Consider the following 14,916-nt stretch of genomic DNA (forward strand, 5'->3'; position numbering starts at 1 on the left):
TTTGGTAGTATGCCTTATCGACCAACAGGTAAGAGGCAATGCTTTTCAATAACGATGATGTGACTGTTACGCCAGAAGGCTGGCTCTGTGTTCCGATCACGGACGAGATGTATGAATGGGCTCAGCCCCGCGCCAATGATATTGGCCACCTGCGTAATTCAATTCGCGGTGGTAAGGGTAACATGGCGGGAATGCTGGGTGAAGCTGCCGTCCTCAAGGCAATCCCCGGCACTGAATCGCTCAATACCTACCAGCATGATGTCCAGTATGAGGAGATCAAGCTTGAGGTGAAGACGAAGGATCGCACTGTGGTGCCCGACGATACCTATGAGGCATCCATTGCGAATTACAATCCGAATCAGCGAGCCGACTGTTACGTTTTCACGTCGCTGCTACGGGACAAGAGCACAGATCGATATACCCATTGCTATGTCATGGGGATGATCGACAAAAAGGCGTATTTCGAGGACTCCCGTTACCTGACCAAGGGACAGATTGATGGGTCGAACAATTTTCGCGTGCGGGCAAATTGTCACAACCTCCTCTACACCAAGCTGGTGAACTTTTCGTTTCTCGCAGAAATTTACGGATAAAAAAAGGGGGCCGTTGGCCCCCTTTCCATTTCAGATAAGCATGACGCCGATCACGAAGCCAGCAATTGCGGCGACCCATTCATTGGCAGTGATGTTCTTCAGGAAATTCATTTCAAACTCGCTTCATCAAATGAGTGGCTACCATATCTGGTCCCCAAACACCCGGTCAAAATAAATAGCGGATACATCGGGAGAATGATTGCGTGCGTGAATTTCTTAATCTAGTCGAAGGCCTCACTTCATTGATGAAGAGAGCCAAAACCGTCATGAACTCGACCGGACGTATTATCTCAGCCGATCCTTCGGTCGTCGAGCGCTTCTGGGCATGGTTCGGGAAGAGCAAGGTGGTCGACAATGAAGGACGACCGCTGGTTGTCTTTCATGGCACGCAGGCTGATTTCAAAGCCTTTGATCCAGAAAAATCCAACTCCAACGCCGCGACCGGTGTACCCACAGGTTCATTCGTTTTTACCGACAATCCTGAAGTAGCGCAGAGCTATTATATGGCACAGGCTTCGGTCGCCCGCTTCGCTAATGAAGCATTAGCCGATGAGTTTTACAATCTCATAAAAACAGGAACTTTTGCGGAACAGATGCAGTTCCTCCATGATAATCCGCAGATCAGAGAGCCAGAATATCACGAGGGCGGAAACACCATGCCGGTCTACTTGCGGATTGAGCGGCCACTTGTAGTGAATGCAAAAGGCGATCGGTGGGATGATATTATTTTCAAGCCGCGTGGATGGCAGCGCGAGGAGATCGTAACCACAAATGAGATTGCACAATGGGGCAAGGATAATGGGTATGACGGGGCGATCATTCGCAATGTGAAGGATGTCCATAAGGGCACCCCCCACAAAGCAACGACCTATTTCGTCTTCTCTCCCGGTCAGATCAAATCTGCGATCAGCAATACCACGTTCGACGGTGGGTCGACCGCGATCGACGAAGACGCCTGATCAGCAGATAGTGGCTTTGCCAAACACGATGACTGCAAGCGGCAGGAGCAGGACGATGGTGAAGAAGGGGATGAGATAGGACATCTCCCCCTTGTCGGACTGCCCGTATATCGTCAGCGCAGACCATATCTGAACCACAACGATCAGCAGGAAGATCGTCAGAGCCATCAGTTGGTTGCCCGGCTTGCGATGATGAAGGTCAGCGGTTCATCGGGATTGCGATCGGAGACGAAAGCCGAAAGCTCGCCAGAGGCGGTGTCGTAGTCGACACTGATGAAGTAATTGACGTCATCCATATGACCAGCCCGCGCAAGGTTCTTGAGCCACATGCGAAGCTCAGCTTCGATCGCAGTTTTCACCGACGGGTTGAAGCGGGCAAATGTGTGGCGATCGATGATTGCCTGAGCCTGACCCTTGATTACGTCGTAGTCCATCAAATACCTCCATTGAATGATTGGAGGCTAGACGGCTCATTTTTCGACTGTCGATATTAATCGTTCTCGCCGTAAAAATATCTTGGCGGGCGCGTTGCGCCGGGGCGGTGATGCATCGGAGAAACGCTATATTCGTAGGTCTCCCCCTCGACCACCGACGTGATCTTACCCTTCGCCTTCAGCGCCCAGAAGAAACGCTGGCCATCCTGATGGTTGGGTGCCCACATATAGTCGACTTCGTCGTCATCCTTGGGATCGAGGATAACCACGCCATCCTCGGTTTCGGAACCAATCTCAGAGGGTTTATGATATTTCCGGAATTTCATGTCGAATATCGACACTTCAAAATTTCCCGACCGGATCAGGGATTGCCTCAATGCCGCACCCTGTGGCGTCAGGGTGGTGTCGTTGAGGATCGTCATACCGACCACGGCATGCACGAACAGGGCAAGCTCCGATGCCACGCCCATCCCTCTCGCTTCGGCGGCAGTCCACACGCTGCGCATCATCCCAAGGCCGTCGCCGAGATATTCGATGGTGATGTCCGCGATGGTGTCCTCGCCTTCCTTCCCGGTACCGAAAATGACTTCAGCGCCGAATTGCATGCGATAGACCTTGAGTTGCCCCATGCCGGTGCTGATGTTACCGACATAGTCCCCGTCGCTGAGGTTCATCGGATCATATTCGAACGGAGGGATGGTATCATATTCATTGAGGTTTTCATGCAGCATGTGGGACCATGCGCGCGCCGGATAGGTCGGGATACGAAGGTCTCCATGAGTCTCGAAACTCTCTGCGACCACATCGATAAACTTCCGCATAAATCCGTCCTCAAACCGTGCAGGAGCGCACCATAACCCTATTTAGGGTTCGGGGCACGCTTTTCACGACGATCGCGTCGTGAGCCTTTCTGGCGCTCCTTAGGGGCATAGTGCTTTTTCTTGATCGCCTTACCCTTATCGGGCTTGCGCAGATGTGAACGATCGCGCGCATGCTGGAAGAAATAGTGACGGGACAGGCGACGCGCTGTCGATAATTCAACCGACGCATCCTCTGTGGTCACTTTAAGTGCACGGGGTTCGATCCCCCTCGCCTCGATTTTTTTGGCCGCGTCGACTACCGCTGCGCCAAGCTCATCCTCACGACGACAATAATCACGGAAAACCTCGCCATCACGGGCGGTAAACACAATCCAGAAACCCTTATACGTCGCCATTAAAATCGAAACTCCTTTGCGGAGCCGATCATAGGCGCGAGGTTACGGGAAAGTCGAAAATCACGTTCGGGATAAATACCACATGCGTGATCTCATGGAAAAAGTCATCCAGCGCCTCGGCGCTTTCGTCGACGTAAAGATCGACGACCCCGACGCTGACATCTGGCTTGTCCGTCGCGGATCAATTGATGCAGTAGGGAAGCCGACCCACCGATACGCCCCTGAGAATTACGGGCTGACCATCCGGGACAAATCAGTTCTCCTGCCCCGCTTCCTCTACTATGCGCTCGAATATGTCCACATGCAGGGTTACTGGCGTGGACATGCGACCGGAACGACCAAGCTGGTCAACATCAAAGCCGATGATGTAAAGGCCGTCCCGATCGGCTGATCACATGCCTGCCAGCGGATCGCTGGGGTGGGCAATCGCTTCTTCGTTGGCACACGCTCTCAGTTTCGCCACAGCCAGCGCCGTGCCCTTGAGACTCAGGCTCTCGACAATCACGTCATCGCGCATCAGGGCGAATGTGGAATAGCGGGCGAGATCGTTGAGGAAATCCGTGCCGTTGAACTTGAGGGTCAATCCCTTGCCCCCATCCTCCAGCACCGTTCCGGTGGCTTTTACGATGCCCCAGCCATCATCATAGGCATGGGGTGAAACGAATATGAGCTTCAGCCGATATTCCTTCCCATCTTCGACCGACGCGAGAACATCGTCGGCTACAATCACCACCGCGTTGTTCAGTGTCTGGTTATAGTCGACTACGAGAGTGGTCCCTCGATCGAAATAGCCATACATGATGCATTTGCCATCATTGCGGACGATGTTCCAGCCCGGCAAAGTTGCATACCGATCACTTTCGTCGGCCGCAATAGCGGGGGTTGCCATCAACAGCGCGGCGCAAATCAATGCTCGGATCATGCCTTCCCCCACTTGGATGCCACGGTGAGAAATTCTTCGTGCAGCCGTTCGCCTTGCGCGACACCCTCATCCATATTTTGAATGAAATCACCTGACGAACGCGCAGTGATCCACATGTCCTGCGCGATTTCGAACGCAGCTTCGGGCGTGCCCTTGTCCGCCTCCTTGAGGGCCTCAAGAGCCATATAGACCGCCCCACCGGTTCCATCGACTTTCTGGCAACTCAGAGCCGCATGCCAGTGCCATTCAGTCAGGGCGAGCGCGGCTTCCAATGACGGAAATGCGTCCATGATCTGGAGAGCCAGATGGATGGGGTGGCCGGGAAAAACCAGTTGTTCGCGCATCAGGCCACCAGCTTCGAAATGAGGCGGCTCACCTTGGTGGGGCAATAATAGGGCGCACCATCGAAGGTTGCGATCGGACGAAGAGACGCAAGAGCGTCCGCGATTGCGCTGTTGTCGAGACCGGCATCGCTCATCATCGTTGCGACCATTCTTGCATTCACGCCCATAGTATTTCCCCTTTGTTGACCGCCGTATAACAAAGACTGGGTAACACTTCAAACGATTTCATCAAAGGTGGTATGAATTATGGTTCGATTTCGGGATGGGTCCAGCAACTGATATCGTGGAAAAGCGGGATGCTGCTGATCAGCGGATCGGTTTTGGGACAGTCCCGAATTTCACAAATCGGTCAATCTGATCCGCGTTGAGTTCGAAATAAGGTACCTCCTCACTCTCAATGCGGAAACCCTCAATATCAGGCCAGCGCTTCATACAGGCTCGAACGGTTTTTCGCAGGTCCTTGATATTGGGTGATTGAAGATAGATGCGTCCTTCGTGCCGAAGTTCGCCAAACTCGTGATATGACATGATGTCCATTTCATGGCCGCCCCGAACCCAGCCAAGCGCGAACGCTTTGGCGAACAGCCCCATATCATTATTGTCAGCCCAGATTTCAGCGTCCTCTTCGGCCTCGTTTTCGTCATCGAACTCTTCTTCGCTTTGCCACCCCGCCATATAGTCACCATGCGCGTGTGGATGATGGGCCACGTCATCCGGCGTGAGTCCGAAATTCTCAGGTTCCTGTGCGACCATCCGGGTGTGATGGGTGTCGATATCGTGATCGATGAAACGGTGCTCATTGACGTTATACCAGAATTTGGTTTCGTCGCTGGTGAGGGTGTCGGTTGTCTCCGTCACGATGTCGATGAAGTTGCGCATAGGTTATTTATGTCAGGGCTCAATTTCCGGATGTGTCCAGCAACTGATATAATGGGATAGCGGGATGCCCTCTTCACTCGTCCCGATTGGCGAGAGAACGAACTCCCCATCGCGAGGGGATACGACGATCCCGTCGACCATCTGATTTTTGATCCCCCCATTATATTCGTGATGCAGGCCGCGATAGGCGCAGTAGGTTACGTTCCGGGGGAGATGGTCTGACAGCCAGACGTTGATTCCGCGATAATCTTCGGTCGCAACGAGGGTCCAGCGACCGATTTGTATCTGCTCGTCTTCGGGAATGAAATCCCACTGCGTTTCGCGGTTATCCCGTTGGTCTTCTGGGTTCATTCGTATGCGATTGAACATTGTCGGATGCATCATCGCAATCCAGCCATTACCACGTCGACAATATTGACCAAGGGCAGTGCTTTGCACGTTTAGGTCAAAAACAGTCATATAATCGTAGCGCCTACGATCGTCTTTGTGACGTATCGCGGAAATAGCATGAGACATGTATTGATCTTCGGCTTCCTCGATGGAAGCCACGCGTTCATAACTATCCACGTCACTGGCAATAATATCGCAGGCCAGTTGTGGTCCCTCGCTTTCGCGCATGATGAACGTTCCATCGCCGTTGGGTTCGAATTTACCCACCTTCCCTATTTTGTAACGGGTAACCAGCCGCCACATGCGCGGATCGTCCGCTTTCATCGGCTGAATGCAGAGGAAGGGCGATAGATCGTCGGGGGTGTAGCGACGAGGGACGTTAGGCATACCCCAGTGCCCTCAGCTTGGCCGCAGCAGCCTCATAGGGGGCAAGGCGCGCGCGCTCTTCGGCTTCCCGTCGTGCAGCTTCCTCATTCTCCTTCGCGATCTGCTGTTGGTCCAACCTTTCAAGATATTCGCATTCAAGCTGGGCCAGTGTTGCGGGGATGAGATCGTCCCACGGACCAGCCGGAATTTCAGGAGTGAGGCGCGAGGTGTAGATGAGCAAATCATCGATCCAGACTGTCGCGTAATATACGAAGTCGCCGCCATCATAGTTATCGCTCTCAAACTCGCGCGTATGCTCGAAACGGAGAGCGTTCCGTGCCAGCAGGCTGGGATCATCGAGATCACGCGCGGCCTGATCCAGTGCTTTGATGCGATGGTAATAGGAAGGCTTCATGCTAGCAGTTCTCTAATTGATTAGAGGTGATGCTACGGAACCAGAGTTGAAGCAGTCAATTTCATTCCGGCTTCGGGGTGCCATTGGTATTTAATTTCACATCATCGGCATAGCCTAGTAGCCTTTTTGCCCGTGTGTAATTTTTCCCTCGTGGCTGCAAACCAAGTGATTGGAGCGCTTTACTAATGGATGGATGCTCCTTCAAAGCTACTATATAATCTTCGTCGGATACCTTTTGAAAACGTCCTTTTGCTCGCGTACTTTCTGCGACCGGATCGCTATCGGTTTTATCGATTTTTAGTGAGGTATCGCTATCGGACTTAGAGACGGGAGCCATTTTTCGGCCTTTGATCCATCCATCTGCTAACCAAATATCGAGATCGGATTTGTTAATTCGTTGGCTGGCGTGATCGGTCGATCTGTAAATCCAACAAGTGCCGAAATTGGGGTTCTTATCTCCGCTAATGTCCCGCGCAAGTGCAGCTTCCCGCTGCTTCTGTCTGGCCTCGTCCGTATGTGTTCGTCCTTTAAACGAAGGCTCAATTGCCCCTGATGCATAGAGATGACGTAACGATCTTGAAATTTTCTCTCCCATAATCTTTCTATCGAAAACACCTTCGTCCCAACAGCGCTGACTGTTCATTGATATTTTTTGAAGGCTATGTTTCGTATGGGACTGGCCTTTGAAGCCGTTAATCCACCCTTTCTTTGACACGCCTCCCAATTTGAGATTGTAGGTATTCTCCGACTTCACAAATTCGGAATCAACGATTTCCTCCTCAAGTGCCACCATTTCGGCATGGCTATCAAAAATCGCCAGATATTCCTTCCTGAAATTTTCTACGCCATATTTTTTGATGGCGTCACGAATACGACGGCCGCTACCCATATAACTATCTAGCAAATTGCTGGTTTTATGAATTCCGACGTAGAATTTACCATTAATGAGATTTGTAATTTTGTAGACTGTATAAAACAACTGAACACCCGAATTTTTAACTCGGATATTTAGTTTGAATTAAATGTGATGGTGAGCGCGCCCGGATTCGAACCGGGACATATCGATTAAAAGTCGAAGGTTCTGAGACCTATTGAACTACGCGCCCGTGGAAATTTGGTGGGTGATCTGGGGTTCGAACCCAGCCAATGACGCGGTTTAAGAGACCGCCGCTCTACCTACTGAGCTAATCACCCCAAGCATTTCCGGCAAGTTTGGAAGAATTGTCACTGAACCCTATGGTTCAAAACCCCGAGACCTGCCGTTGCGACAGGCCATAGCCTATCGCTTAGAAGCGTTTCGCTTTAGTGCGCTTGAGCGCGTCAAGGGGACGGGTGTTCGTCATGATGCAGTTATTTAGTCAAAATGCTCATTTGGTGTCAACATGTTTCGCAAATAAAAAGGAGGGGCAATGCCCCTCCATCCTATTCTGCCTCTTCAGCGTCATTTCTGGCTTTATCCGCCATCAGCTTTGATAGGCATGCGTCCTTTATTTGATCAACCAACATTTCAATGGCTGGTGTCATATCGTCGCCCGTAATCGCGTCCCAATAGAGTTCCGCATCACCCCACCCCTCCAGCGAGCAGATAACAATCTCGGCAGCCTTACGCGAACTTTCGCCCTGACTGTCATAGATGAAACCGCTCTCATGGTCATCCGTATGAACTGCGAAAACCGTGGGGGCGTCACCTTGATATCCGATGAACCAGCGCTCGAACGAAATATCGTCTTGAGTGTCGGTCCAATGTTCCTGTTTTGCTTCCCAGAATGCCTCTGCGAATACCGGGTGCTCTACTTCTTTCCACTCAAAATCTGTCATTGTCACTCACCTTTTGATCGATGACCCGCAGATAGCTCCTTCAGGAATCCGGTTCAAATGATCATCGTCGGGATTCAACGTGAGGTGAGAAAAATAATAACCCGGTTCAACGCGGATCGGCATAAAGGCGTTTGGTCAGCACGCATTTGACAATCTCGCCGGTGCCCAAAGCGAGGTCACTTCCACCAGTCTGGAATCGCCATTGTCCGTCGCTGTAAAAATAGGCGTGACAAAACCCGCCGTCATCATCGGTGCGGAGAGCGCAGCGAGCGGCATAATCGTCAAACCCGGCCGCGATGAGGGTCTCATATTCGCTGGTTTGCTTGGAATTTGCCTCGAAGGTATATCGTTCAAGATTGTCATATTGGTTGACGCTTTGAAGATAGTAGTTCGTGGTGGTTTCTTTAAAGCACGGGTCAAGCTCAAACAGCGTATTCAGTGCGTCCTGTCGATCATCGATGCCATCCGTTCGAATGACTGTATGCCATCCGCAGTAACGCGAAACCGCATCTTTTAGCGTCGCAAACAGGTCATGCGCGCGATCAGCGTCCGTTAGATATCCGATCATCCGACGATTTCCACCGCCGTCATTGGCGTAGAGGAAGTAGGGAGGTGGCGCATCCAATACAGGATGCGGTTCATCGGCTCGCGGATGGTGCGGGATCGGGGTCATATCGCTCTCTCAAATTGCAAGCCCAACACTAGCTGATAAATAGACCTATGCGCAATTTCATCAACATCGTCGAGCAAGCTTCAATTGGTTACGAGGACGTCACCAATAATCCCGCATTCAACGCATGGTTTAGCGATAGCAAAATCGTTGATGATCACGGCAATCCTCTGGTCGTTTATCATGGAGGAACCAATTGGCGCATAGCGCCGGGAACTACATGGTTCTCCGATAGTCCAAGCGTGGCGTATGGATATGCAGATCAGGGCTACGGTGATGAAGGTGAGATCAAGGCTTGTTACCTTCGCATCCGCAACCCCCTCGATCTTCGCGACATGGCGGTAGTCTCGTCCGTGTTTCCTGACGGGTTGAGTGATTTCGTACACCCTGCTTATGCCAATAGAGACGCCGACTGGATTTTGCGGACAAACCGAGAGCCCATCATGTTTGCGATCGAATATGCACATAGCCATGGGTATGATGGCATCATTCACCCTGATACTAACGTCGCCAATAAGGGGCGTCATACTTCATATGTCATTTTCCGTCCAGATCAGGTCAAAGCTGCGCATTTTCAAGGATGGGAGAATGAACTCATATCTGGGGAATATCCGATGCTACACGGTGGCAACAAAGGAACATTCCGTAGAGACCATGACGATGTTACTGAGAGCGCGCCAGTGAGAGAGATGGACGGACGTTCAGATTTTGAAGCGTGGTTCGGCAACAGCAAAGTGGTCGATGAGACCGGACACCCACTCACGGTCTACCACGGCACCAACCAGACATTCGACACTTTCTCCAAAGCCAAGGGCGGCATGGTGACCGGCGCGGGCGCTGGAGCGATCCATGGGTTCTTCTTCACCGACGATCGTGACGAGGCGCAACAATATGCCGAAGGCGCGGGCCGTAAGGTCTTCGCTAACATGGATGCATTCGAAGCTGAAAGCGAGCGCCTTAGATTGGCATCAGAGCGTCTTGAACGCGTCGCGCAGCGCACCGGCCGCGCGCAGGACTGGGAAGCCTATGAGCAGGCCTATGCGACGTGGGAACAGTTTGAGACCGATGCCCCGCAGGCTGATCCCATGGAAAACGTGCAGGTCATCGCCGCCCATCTGTCGATCCAGAACCCCCTTGAAGTTAATTTCAACGGCGGCATCCGGTCCGAAGAGGGCGGGATCGGGGATGTCATCGACGCAGCGATCGCGCGCGGACATGATGGTGCGATCATGCGGAATATTCATGATAGTCCGCTGGGTGGCTTCGTGAGCACGCATTATGTCGCTTTCTCGCCGAAGCAGATCAGACGAGCCTGATAAATAGGCTATGCGCCAGTTCATAGACCTCCTGTCCGAAAGCCAGATCAACGAAGTAGAATATCAGCACCAGACCCCGCTCTGGCGCGATCTCCAGCCCTATATGAAGCAGGGGCTGTTCATTCATTTTGGTTCGTCGACCAAGGTAGGGGTCAAGCCTACGGGATTCCGTGTTGGTGGCGCATCCGATCCCCATGGCACCTATTTCTACAGCCTCGATTGGTTGGCGCAGAGCCAGCGCTTCTCTGACGGCCTCCAGTATGCAACCAACTTTCCCTACTGGACGATCGTTCGTCTCAATCAATCCGCTCCGGGCGTCCGCCTGTCACGCATCACCATGACCGACGTCGAGGCACTGGCGACGCGCAATGAATGGCCGACAGAGGGCGTTTTGAGTTGGCCTGCCTTCCGCGAGAAAACCACGCCGCAGGGTGATCATCCCGCCGCCTATGTGTTTTGGGAATATGTCCGCACACTGGGTCACCATCGCCAATTCGATGGTTTCTCCCAAACGAAGGCACTCAAAGGTCTGGCCTATATCTGGGATGATGGCACGGGCATCATTCACGATTATGAGCCCAACCAGTTGATCACCTTTTCCCCGCAGGCGTTTGAAGTCGTTGATAGCGGCCACCAGATCGTTCCCGACGACAAGCGCTTCGACGGGCAGCGTTATCCCTTTGTTGAATTGCTGAAAATGCTGCGTGGGCAATATGGCGGCGACCTTGTGTGGAAGGACAAGCGCCCTATCCTATCGTTCAACTATCAGGGGGCTCAGTTCAAGGTTGAGTGGGTTTCGAGCTTCGATTCCGGTATTCGGGTCGAGGTCCAGTTCGGCCGCGCCGATGACAGCTTCCGCTACCCGGCTCACAAATTCAAAAACGAGAGCATGGACGATGCCAAGGCATTCTTCACGACGATCATCGAAAAATATGGCCGTCTGGCCAAGGCGAAGAAGGACATGTTCTTCACCCCAATGCTGGGCGAAAAGGATGCGATCGCAGGCGTCAAGGCGCTGATCGCTGATAGTGCCGGATATACGATCAAGACAGAGGTTTCCAACTCGTCGAAAATGATGATCGTGCGCGCAGAAAAGCTGGTTCCGATTGGCCCGGCGACGATCGCCTATGACGTCACCTGCATCAGTCGACCGGATAAGGCGAGCTATCGGGTCACCGTCCGCGTTGGGCGATCGGTCATCGCACAGGGGACCAGCGGAGACGATGATCAGGACACTCTCCGCGATAGCCTCGTGACGCAATTTTCTCAGCACCTTGAGGGTGTGCATCCCAGCGTGGATGGCTACTCGTCCAAATTCTACTATGAGGAGGACTATCGGGCGTTCATCGGGCTGGTGGCCAAGATGAGCGGAATAGCGGTGATGCTCGAAGCCTACGCGGACGATATCACATTCTATAACAGCTATGCCTATAAGGACACGCTTGGAAGTGACATCGCCCGCATATATCGCTGGGGTTGATCAGCTAAACTGGATATCGGAAATTGGACCGAACGCTCGCGTAATGAGCGGGCAGTGCATGATGATGTCTCGCTCCATGTCCTCGATCTCTTCTTCGGGCGGCTGATGTGTCGAGAGACCTGTGCGGTCATAGAACAAGCGGATGTAATATTGCGTCTGCCCTTCAAACAGCGCATGATCCATATCATGGTGCTGAACACGACTTGCAGTCCAGACAAATAGGCTTTCCCCTACCCCCTCTAATTCGGGATAGAGTGAAGCTCTCACGGTGCCATATTCATCTTCGTTGACCAGCTTCATCACTTCACGTCGTGTCGGATTGATGAAAACATCCGTGGCTACCACGCCCCCGCTGTCGCATTTCACCTGAAGCGTGTTGAGAAATGTTTCGTTCAATTGGACGCTGTTGATCAGGCTCCGCATATCCTGACTTTCTACCAGAGCCAGTGCCTTCATCCCCATGATCACATCACGGTTGATGATCGCATATTCGACCTGACCGCGAAAGTCCTTGCCGCGAACGATGTCGACCCCCTGCCCCTGCCATGTCTCGATATCACCGACCTTCAGGCGCGTAATGTCGCCGGGCTTGTCCCAGATTTTCGCGTCGTCACGCACCGTGACTTCATACATTGTGGGTTCGCCACCCTGCATTCGTGCATATGCAAGCGCATGGACATATCCGGCCTTGTCAACCGCGTAGAACCCGCCGTAGCGGTTGCCTTGCTTTCGTTCGACGCCGCCGATGATAGAGATGTCGTTGAGCGCGAGATCGGGGTTGCCGGAGCCGTGGTAGAGGATGATTGCCATCCCCTATTTATGGCCCCGGCAAATTTCCCTTACCGGGTCGAGATGACCGGCTTGCCGTCACCAACGATGAAGGTGCAATTGCCCTTCTGACAGGTCTCGCGCTGCATCTTGATCCGCTCCAGTTCGACGAACTGTTCCGGCGAGAGGTTCATCGCGGTCCGGTAGGCGTTGTCTGCGGCGGCACGGGATTCCTCGGCCGCCTTGCGCTTCTCTTCAGCCTTCTGCGTATTCACTTCCGTGACCTGACGCTGCTGCTCCTCGGCGGTCTTGATGCGCTGGCTCTTGATCGCATCGGGCGGATTGGCCTTACCCACGGTGATCTTGATCAGATTGATCGGCAGACCAGCCTTCTTGATATATGCGTTCATAGCGTCGGTCACCTCGGTGTCGATGCTGTCGATCGCCGTGGTGCTGATCGCGACTTCGTTCATCCCGTGGTTGCGGACAGCTTGCCGCACGCGGTTCGAGAATTCGACCTCGACGTTGGACTTATACCAGTCGGGACCGAAACGGCGGATCATTTCGACCGAGTTGGTGACCTGAAGGCGGATGCTGGCATCGAAGTGCAGAGGGATGCCGTCGCTCGACATCAGGTCCTCAAAGCTGACCTTATATTGGACTGGCTTCACGTCGACGAAGATCGCGTCGGTGGACAGCGCAGTGATGGTGCTGCCGGTGGTCACAGGCTTGTCGACCACGCCACCATGGCCGAAGAACCACGGCTTCTGGACCAGCACGGCTTCCTGCCCACTGTCGGGGGCTACAATCGAACAGGCCGAAAGACTGAGGGCCAAGAAACTGGCCGCCAAAATACGCATCTATCAAATTCCTTTTTCTCAAATAGAGAAGGAAGGCGTAGCGAACCACGCCTCCCAAAGGAAATATAAATTAGCCCGGTTCCCGCACATTAAACCGAAAGCGGAGTTCATTGACCGGAATGACGCGATCGCAGCCCTCATCGAGAATTTTGACGCAATGGTTCTTCGGGTCCTCATACGGCACGCTCTCCGTATATGAATGACCGGGTCGGCGATATTGCTGGGGCGTGGTTTGGGTGTAACTCTCATAGTAGACCAGCGCGCGCACCGGGCGGCCTTGATAGAAGCCATCATCGCTCAGCGCCTCTCCCGCATATTGGACGGAAAAATCTTCGCCGATATCCTCCTCGGGATTGATCAGATCGATTTTGGTTTCGACCGTGGATAGGATAGCCTCCCGCACCTCTCGCGCAATTTCCAGCGACAGCCATCGCACATTGACGCTGGACTTACGGGCGCTCTGGTAAGATGCGCCTGCGGGCTTGCCGTCGAAGTAAATGGCCTTCAGACCAACCCATGTATCAGTGCATTGCCACTGATAGATAGGATAGGCCCTGATCCTCTTGTTCAGTTCTTCGGACCATCCACTCCACATATTAAAGATTTCGAGGGACTCATTGACCGCCTCGTAGTCAGCATCACACTGCCAATCTCGCACATTGGCATCGTTGGGGATGATAACGTTCTTAATCGCGTCAATGAGCTTCATGAAATGGGTCCTTCCGATATCAGACCCAACTACACAAAAGTGGTATAGAGGGCAAGGCCTATACTTTGATGAAGTCGCTGTCCCGATAGGGTGCGACCCGGTTCAGACCGAGCAAATCCCATTGCGCCCCATTCAGGGCATTGCGCGCGATCGCGATCGCCTCCTCTGTTTCCGCATGGCGGCGCTCAGCCTTTTCCACCTTCGCCATTTTCTCCCCAGCGACTTCGTCACAGAATTCAGTTTGAGTGTCATAGCCATTGACGTAACAATGACGACAACGGGTCTCGTCCCACCCCCATCCCTCCCAGCTATGTTTCATCCGGTCGGTCATTCGAAATCCCCCTGACGGCTCAGCAGAAGGGGTAGTGCCGCAAAAATCACGAGAAGGACCGTAACGATCTTCTCTGGATTGTTGCGCGCGCTGGTAGCGGCGACCGAGATGACGAAGAATGCCAGAATGCTGGTCGACACCGGCCGTAGCCTAAAGTAGGTCTCGATCTTATCCAACAACGTCTTGTCCGCCTCGATGCTGGCCGCGATCGCATGCTCGTCCGCTGACAAATCACCCTCCGGGTTGTCCACGCTTCGATTGCGCGGGTTGAGCGGATCATATTGGATACGATTGAGGCGCTCGTGCAGATGCCTCACAAGACGGCGAAAGGGTGTTTTCGTCCTGAGCCAACGCTCATATCGCAGGAGCATTGAATTACCTGTAGCGCGTGCTTGCGCGGCCATTTCATCAATCAGAGAGGGTTCCATCCCATGAGCATAACCGTC

At 53.0% G+C, this 14,916-nt stretch carries 23 protein-coding genes and 2 tRNA genes; 5 read left to right on the top strand and 20 right to left on the bottom strand.

From position 1 onward, the window contains the following. Window positions 1-38 precede the first annotated feature (38 nt). Both AC0KVN_RS02280 and AC0KVN_RS02285 read left to right on the top strand, forming a co-directional pair. Entirely contained in the window at window positions 39-593 is a 555-nt protein-coding gene (locus AC0KVN_RS02280) for a hypothetical protein (protein WP_483655527.1), read from the top strand. Window positions 594-796: 203 nt separating this feature from the next. Further along, the gene (locus AC0KVN_RS02285; RefSeq protein ID WP_483655528.1) at window positions 797-1,552 is read left to right on the top strand and encodes an ADP-ribosyltransferase-containing protein; all 756 of its coding nucleotides are present in this window, start codon (window positions 797-799) and stop codon (window positions 1,550-1,552) included. Here AC0KVN_RS02285 and AC0KVN_RS02290 read toward each other — a convergent pair whose 3' ends face one another. The 4 genes from AC0KVN_RS02290 to AC0KVN_RS02305 all read right to left on the bottom strand — a co-directional run bounded on the left by AC0KVN_RS02290 (window position 1,553) and on the right by AC0KVN_RS02305 (window position 3,202). After that, a complete protein-coding gene (locus AC0KVN_RS02290) occupies window positions 1,553-1,720 on the bottom strand; it encodes a hypothetical protein (protein WP_483655529.1) in 168 nt (55 codons plus the stop codon). It abuts the gene before it with no gap. Continuing rightward, entirely contained in the window at window positions 1,720-1,986 is a 267-nt protein-coding gene (locus tag AC0KVN_RS02295; RefSeq protein ID WP_483655530.1) for a hypothetical protein, read from the bottom strand. Before AC0KVN_RS02295 ends, AC0KVN_RS02290 begins: the two co-directional genes overlap by 1 nt. Before the next feature lie 56 nt (window positions 1,987-2,042). Beyond that, entirely contained in the window at window positions 2,043-2,660 is a 618-nt protein-coding gene (locus AC0KVN_RS02300; protein ID WP_483655531.1) for a hypothetical protein, read from the bottom strand. A gap of 185 nt (window positions 2,661-2,845) precedes the next feature. Continuing rightward, window positions 2,846-3,202 carry a hypothetical protein gene (locus tag AC0KVN_RS02305; protein ID WP_483655532.1) on the bottom strand — a complete coding sequence of 119 codons (357 nt, stop codon included), beginning with the start codon at window positions 3,200-3,202 and terminating at the stop codon, window positions 2,846-2,848. An 82-nt stretch (window positions 3,203-3,284) separates the two neighbouring features. Here AC0KVN_RS02305 and AC0KVN_RS02310 point away from each other — a divergent pair, with 82 nt between their 5' ends. After that, a complete protein-coding gene (locus AC0KVN_RS02310) occupies window positions 3,285-3,593 on the top strand; it encodes a restriction endonuclease subunit S domain-containing protein (RefSeq protein WP_483655533.1) in 309 nt (102 codons plus the stop codon). On the opposite strand, the gene AC0KVN_RS02315 is transcribed toward AC0KVN_RS02310, so the two are convergent. The 11 genes from AC0KVN_RS02315 to AC0KVN_RS02365 all read right to left on the bottom strand — a co-directional run bounded on the left by AC0KVN_RS02315 (window position 3,594) and on the right by AC0KVN_RS02365 (window position 9,009). Then, on the bottom strand, window positions 3,594-4,124 hold the full coding sequence (locus AC0KVN_RS02315) for a hypothetical protein (protein WP_483655534.1): 531 nt from the start codon (window positions 4,122-4,124) through the stop codon (window positions 3,594-3,596). It abuts the gene before it with no gap. Further along, a complete protein-coding gene (locus AC0KVN_RS02320; protein WP_483655535.1) occupies window positions 4,121-4,468 on the bottom strand; it encodes a hypothetical protein in 348 nt (115 codons plus the stop codon). Before AC0KVN_RS02320 ends, AC0KVN_RS02315 begins: the two co-directional genes overlap by 4 nt. Beyond that, complete coding sequence (locus AC0KVN_RS02325; RefSeq protein ID WP_483655536.1) at window positions 4,468-4,635, bottom strand: hypothetical protein; 168 nt, start codon at window positions 4,633-4,635, stop codon at window positions 4,468-4,470. The genes AC0KVN_RS02320 and AC0KVN_RS02325 overlap by 1 nt, the downstream gene beginning before the upstream one ends. A 139-nt stretch (window positions 4,636-4,774) precedes the next feature. Beyond that, complete coding sequence (locus tag AC0KVN_RS02330; protein ID WP_483655537.1) at window positions 4,775-5,347, bottom strand: hypothetical protein; 573 nt, start codon at window positions 5,345-5,347, stop codon at window positions 4,775-4,777. A 12-nt stretch (window positions 5,348-5,359) separates the two neighbouring features. Beyond that, window positions 5,360-6,124, bottom strand: coding sequence for a hypothetical protein (locus tag AC0KVN_RS02335; protein ID WP_483655538.1), 765 nt, complete (start codon window positions 6,122-6,124; stop codon window positions 5,360-5,362). After that, window positions 6,117-6,518, bottom strand: a complete 402-nt coding sequence (locus tag AC0KVN_RS02340; protein WP_483655539.1) for a hypothetical protein — start codon at window positions 6,516-6,518, stop codon at window positions 6,117-6,119. Before AC0KVN_RS02340 ends, AC0KVN_RS02335 begins: the two co-directional genes overlap by 8 nt. A gap of 61 nt (window positions 6,519-6,579) precedes the next feature. After that, complete coding sequence (locus tag AC0KVN_RS02345) at window positions 6,580-7,407, bottom strand: NUMOD3 domain-containing DNA-binding protein (RefSeq protein ID WP_483655540.1); 828 nt, start codon at window positions 7,405-7,407, stop codon at window positions 6,580-6,582. 139 nt (window positions 7,408-7,546) lie between these two features. Continuing rightward, window positions 7,547-7,624 (bottom strand) — tRNA-Lys (locus AC0KVN_RS02350). Window positions 7,625-7,633: 9 nt separating this feature from the next. Further along, a tRNA-Lys gene (locus AC0KVN_RS02355) sits at window positions 7,634-7,712 on the bottom strand. Window positions 7,713-7,940: 228 nt separating this feature from the next. After that, window positions 7,941-8,336, bottom strand: coding sequence for a hypothetical protein (locus tag AC0KVN_RS02360; RefSeq protein WP_483655541.1), 396 nt, complete (start codon window positions 8,334-8,336; stop codon window positions 7,941-7,943). A gap of 106 nt (window positions 8,337-8,442) precedes the next feature. Beyond that, window positions 8,443-9,009 carry a hypothetical protein gene (locus tag AC0KVN_RS02365; protein ID WP_483655542.1) on the bottom strand — a complete coding sequence of 189 codons (567 nt, stop codon included), beginning with the start codon at window positions 9,007-9,009 and terminating at the stop codon, window positions 8,443-8,445. Window positions 9,010-9,056: 47 nt separating this feature from the next. Between AC0KVN_RS02365 and AC0KVN_RS02370 the strand changes: the two genes are divergently transcribed. Continuing rightward, the gene (locus tag AC0KVN_RS02370; RefSeq protein ID WP_483655543.1) at window positions 9,057-10,322 is read left to right on the top strand and encodes an ADP-ribosyltransferase-containing protein; all 1,266 of its coding nucleotides are present in this window, start codon (window positions 9,057-9,059) and stop codon (window positions 10,320-10,322) included. 10 nt (window positions 10,323-10,332) lie between these two features. Then, window positions 10,333-11,802, top strand: a complete 1,470-nt coding sequence (locus AC0KVN_RS02375; protein WP_483655544.1) for a hypothetical protein — start codon at window positions 10,333-10,335, stop codon at window positions 11,800-11,802. Here the strand turns inward: AC0KVN_RS02375 and AC0KVN_RS02380 are convergent, their stop codons facing one another. From AC0KVN_RS02380 to AC0KVN_RS02400, 5 genes are all read right to left on the bottom strand, one after another. Beyond that, window positions 11,803-12,612 carry a hypothetical protein gene (locus AC0KVN_RS02380; protein WP_483655545.1) on the bottom strand — a complete coding sequence of 270 codons (810 nt, stop codon included), beginning with the start codon at window positions 12,610-12,612 and terminating at the stop codon, window positions 11,803-11,805. It lies immediately after the preceding gene. A 29-nt stretch (window positions 12,613-12,641) separates the two neighbouring features. After that, entirely contained in the window at window positions 12,642-13,430 is a 789-nt protein-coding gene (locus tag AC0KVN_RS02385; RefSeq protein WP_483655546.1) for an SPFH domain-containing protein, read from the bottom strand. 70 nt (window positions 13,431-13,500) lie between these two features. After that, entirely contained in the window at window positions 13,501-14,139 is a 639-nt protein-coding gene (locus AC0KVN_RS02390; RefSeq protein ID WP_483655547.1) for a hypothetical protein, read from the bottom strand. A gap of 58 nt (window positions 14,140-14,197) precedes the next feature. Next, on the bottom strand, window positions 14,198-14,470 hold the full coding sequence (locus tag AC0KVN_RS02395) for a hypothetical protein (RefSeq protein ID WP_483655548.1): 273 nt from the start codon (window positions 14,468-14,470) through the stop codon (window positions 14,198-14,200). Beyond that, the gene (locus tag AC0KVN_RS02400; protein ID WP_483655549.1) at window positions 14,467-14,898 is read right to left on the bottom strand and encodes a hypothetical protein; all 432 of its coding nucleotides are present in this window, start codon (window positions 14,896-14,898) and stop codon (window positions 14,467-14,469) included. Before AC0KVN_RS02400 ends, AC0KVN_RS02395 begins: the two co-directional genes overlap by 4 nt. Window positions 14,899-14,916: the final 18 nt, after the last annotated feature.

It is taken from the genome of Sphingobium sp. SG1, assembly GCF_057063145.1.

What these genes read in the sequence shown, in the direction of transcription:
- AC0KVN_RS02280 (WP_483655527.1), top strand. Translation starts at nt 39, where the DNA reads ATGCTTTTCAATAACGATGATGTGACTGTTACGCCAGAAGGCTGGCTC.
- AC0KVN_RS02290 (WP_483655529.1), bottom strand. Translation starts at nt 1,720, where the DNA reads ATGGCTCTGACGATCTTCCTGCTGATCGTTGTGGTTCAGATATGGTCT.
- AC0KVN_RS02295 (WP_483655530.1), bottom strand. Translation starts at nt 1,986, where the DNA reads ATGGACTACGACGTAATCAAGGGTCAGGCTCAGGCAATCATCGATCGC.
- AC0KVN_RS02300 (WP_483655531.1), bottom strand. Translation starts at nt 2,660, where the DNA reads ATGAACCTCAGCGACGGGGACTATGTCGGTAACATCAGCACCGGCATG.
- AC0KVN_RS02305 (WP_483655532.1), bottom strand. Translation starts at nt 3,202, where the DNA reads ATGGCGACGTATAAGGGTTTCTGGATTGTGTTTACCGCCCGTGATGGC.
- AC0KVN_RS02310 (WP_483655533.1), top strand. Translation starts at nt 3,285, where the DNA reads ATGCGTGATCTCATGGAAAAAGTCATCCAGCGCCTCGGCGCTTTCGTC.
- AC0KVN_RS02315 (WP_483655534.1), bottom strand. Translation starts at nt 4,124, where the DNA reads ATGATCCGAGCATTGATTTGCGCCGCGCTGTTGATGGCAACCCCCGCT.
- AC0KVN_RS02320 (WP_483655535.1), bottom strand. Translation starts at nt 4,468, where the DNA reads ATGCGCGAACAACTGGTTTTTCCCGGCCACCCCATCCATCTGGCTCTC.
- AC0KVN_RS02325 (WP_483655536.1), bottom strand. Translation starts at nt 4,635, where the DNA reads ATGGGCGTGAATGCAAGAATGGTCGCAACGATGATGAGCGATGCCGGT.
- AC0KVN_RS02330 (WP_483655537.1), bottom strand. Translation starts at nt 5,347, where the DNA reads ATGCGCAACTTCATCGACATCGTGACGGAGACAACCGACACCCTCACC.
- AC0KVN_RS02335 (WP_483655538.1), bottom strand. Translation starts at nt 6,124, where the DNA reads ATGCCTAACGTCCCTCGTCGCTACACCCCCGACGATCTATCGCCCTTC.
- AC0KVN_RS02340 (WP_483655539.1), bottom strand. Translation starts at nt 6,518, where the DNA reads ATGAAGCCTTCCTATTACCATCGCATCAAAGCACTGGATCAGGCCGCG.
- AC0KVN_RS02345 (WP_483655540.1), bottom strand. Translation starts at nt 7,407, where the DNA reads ATGGGTAGCGGCCGTCGTATTCGTGACGCCATCAAAAAATATGGCGTA.
- AC0KVN_RS02360 (WP_483655541.1), bottom strand. Translation starts at nt 8,336, where the DNA reads ATGACAGATTTTGAGTGGAAAGAAGTAGAGCACCCGGTATTCGCAGAG.
- AC0KVN_RS02365 (WP_483655542.1), bottom strand. Translation starts at nt 9,009, where the DNA reads ATGACCCCGATCCCGCACCATCCGCGAGCCGATGAACCGCATCCTGTA.
- AC0KVN_RS02370 (WP_483655543.1), top strand. Translation starts at nt 9,057, where the DNA reads ATGCGCAATTTCATCAACATCGTCGAGCAAGCTTCAATTGGTTACGAG.
- AC0KVN_RS02375 (WP_483655544.1), top strand. Translation starts at nt 10,333, where the DNA reads ATGCGCCAGTTCATAGACCTCCTGTCCGAAAGCCAGATCAACGAAGTA.
- AC0KVN_RS02380 (WP_483655545.1), bottom strand. Translation starts at nt 12,612, where the DNA reads ATGGCAATCATCCTCTACCACGGCTCCGGCAACCCCGATCTCGCGCTC.
- AC0KVN_RS02385 (WP_483655546.1), bottom strand. Translation starts at nt 13,430, where the DNA reads ATGCGTATTTTGGCGGCCAGTTTCTTGGCCCTCAGTCTTTCGGCCTGT.
- AC0KVN_RS02390 (WP_483655547.1), bottom strand. Translation starts at nt 14,139, where the DNA reads ATGAAGCTCATTGACGCGATTAAGAACGTTATCATCCCCAACGATGCC.
- AC0KVN_RS02395 (WP_483655548.1), bottom strand. Translation starts at nt 14,470, where the DNA reads ATGACCGACCGGATGAAACATAGCTGGGAGGGATGGGGGTGGGACGAG.
- AC0KVN_RS02400 (WP_483655549.1), bottom strand. Translation starts at nt 14,898, where the DNA reads ATGGAACCCTCTCTGATTGATGAAATGGCCGCGCAAGCACGCGCTACA.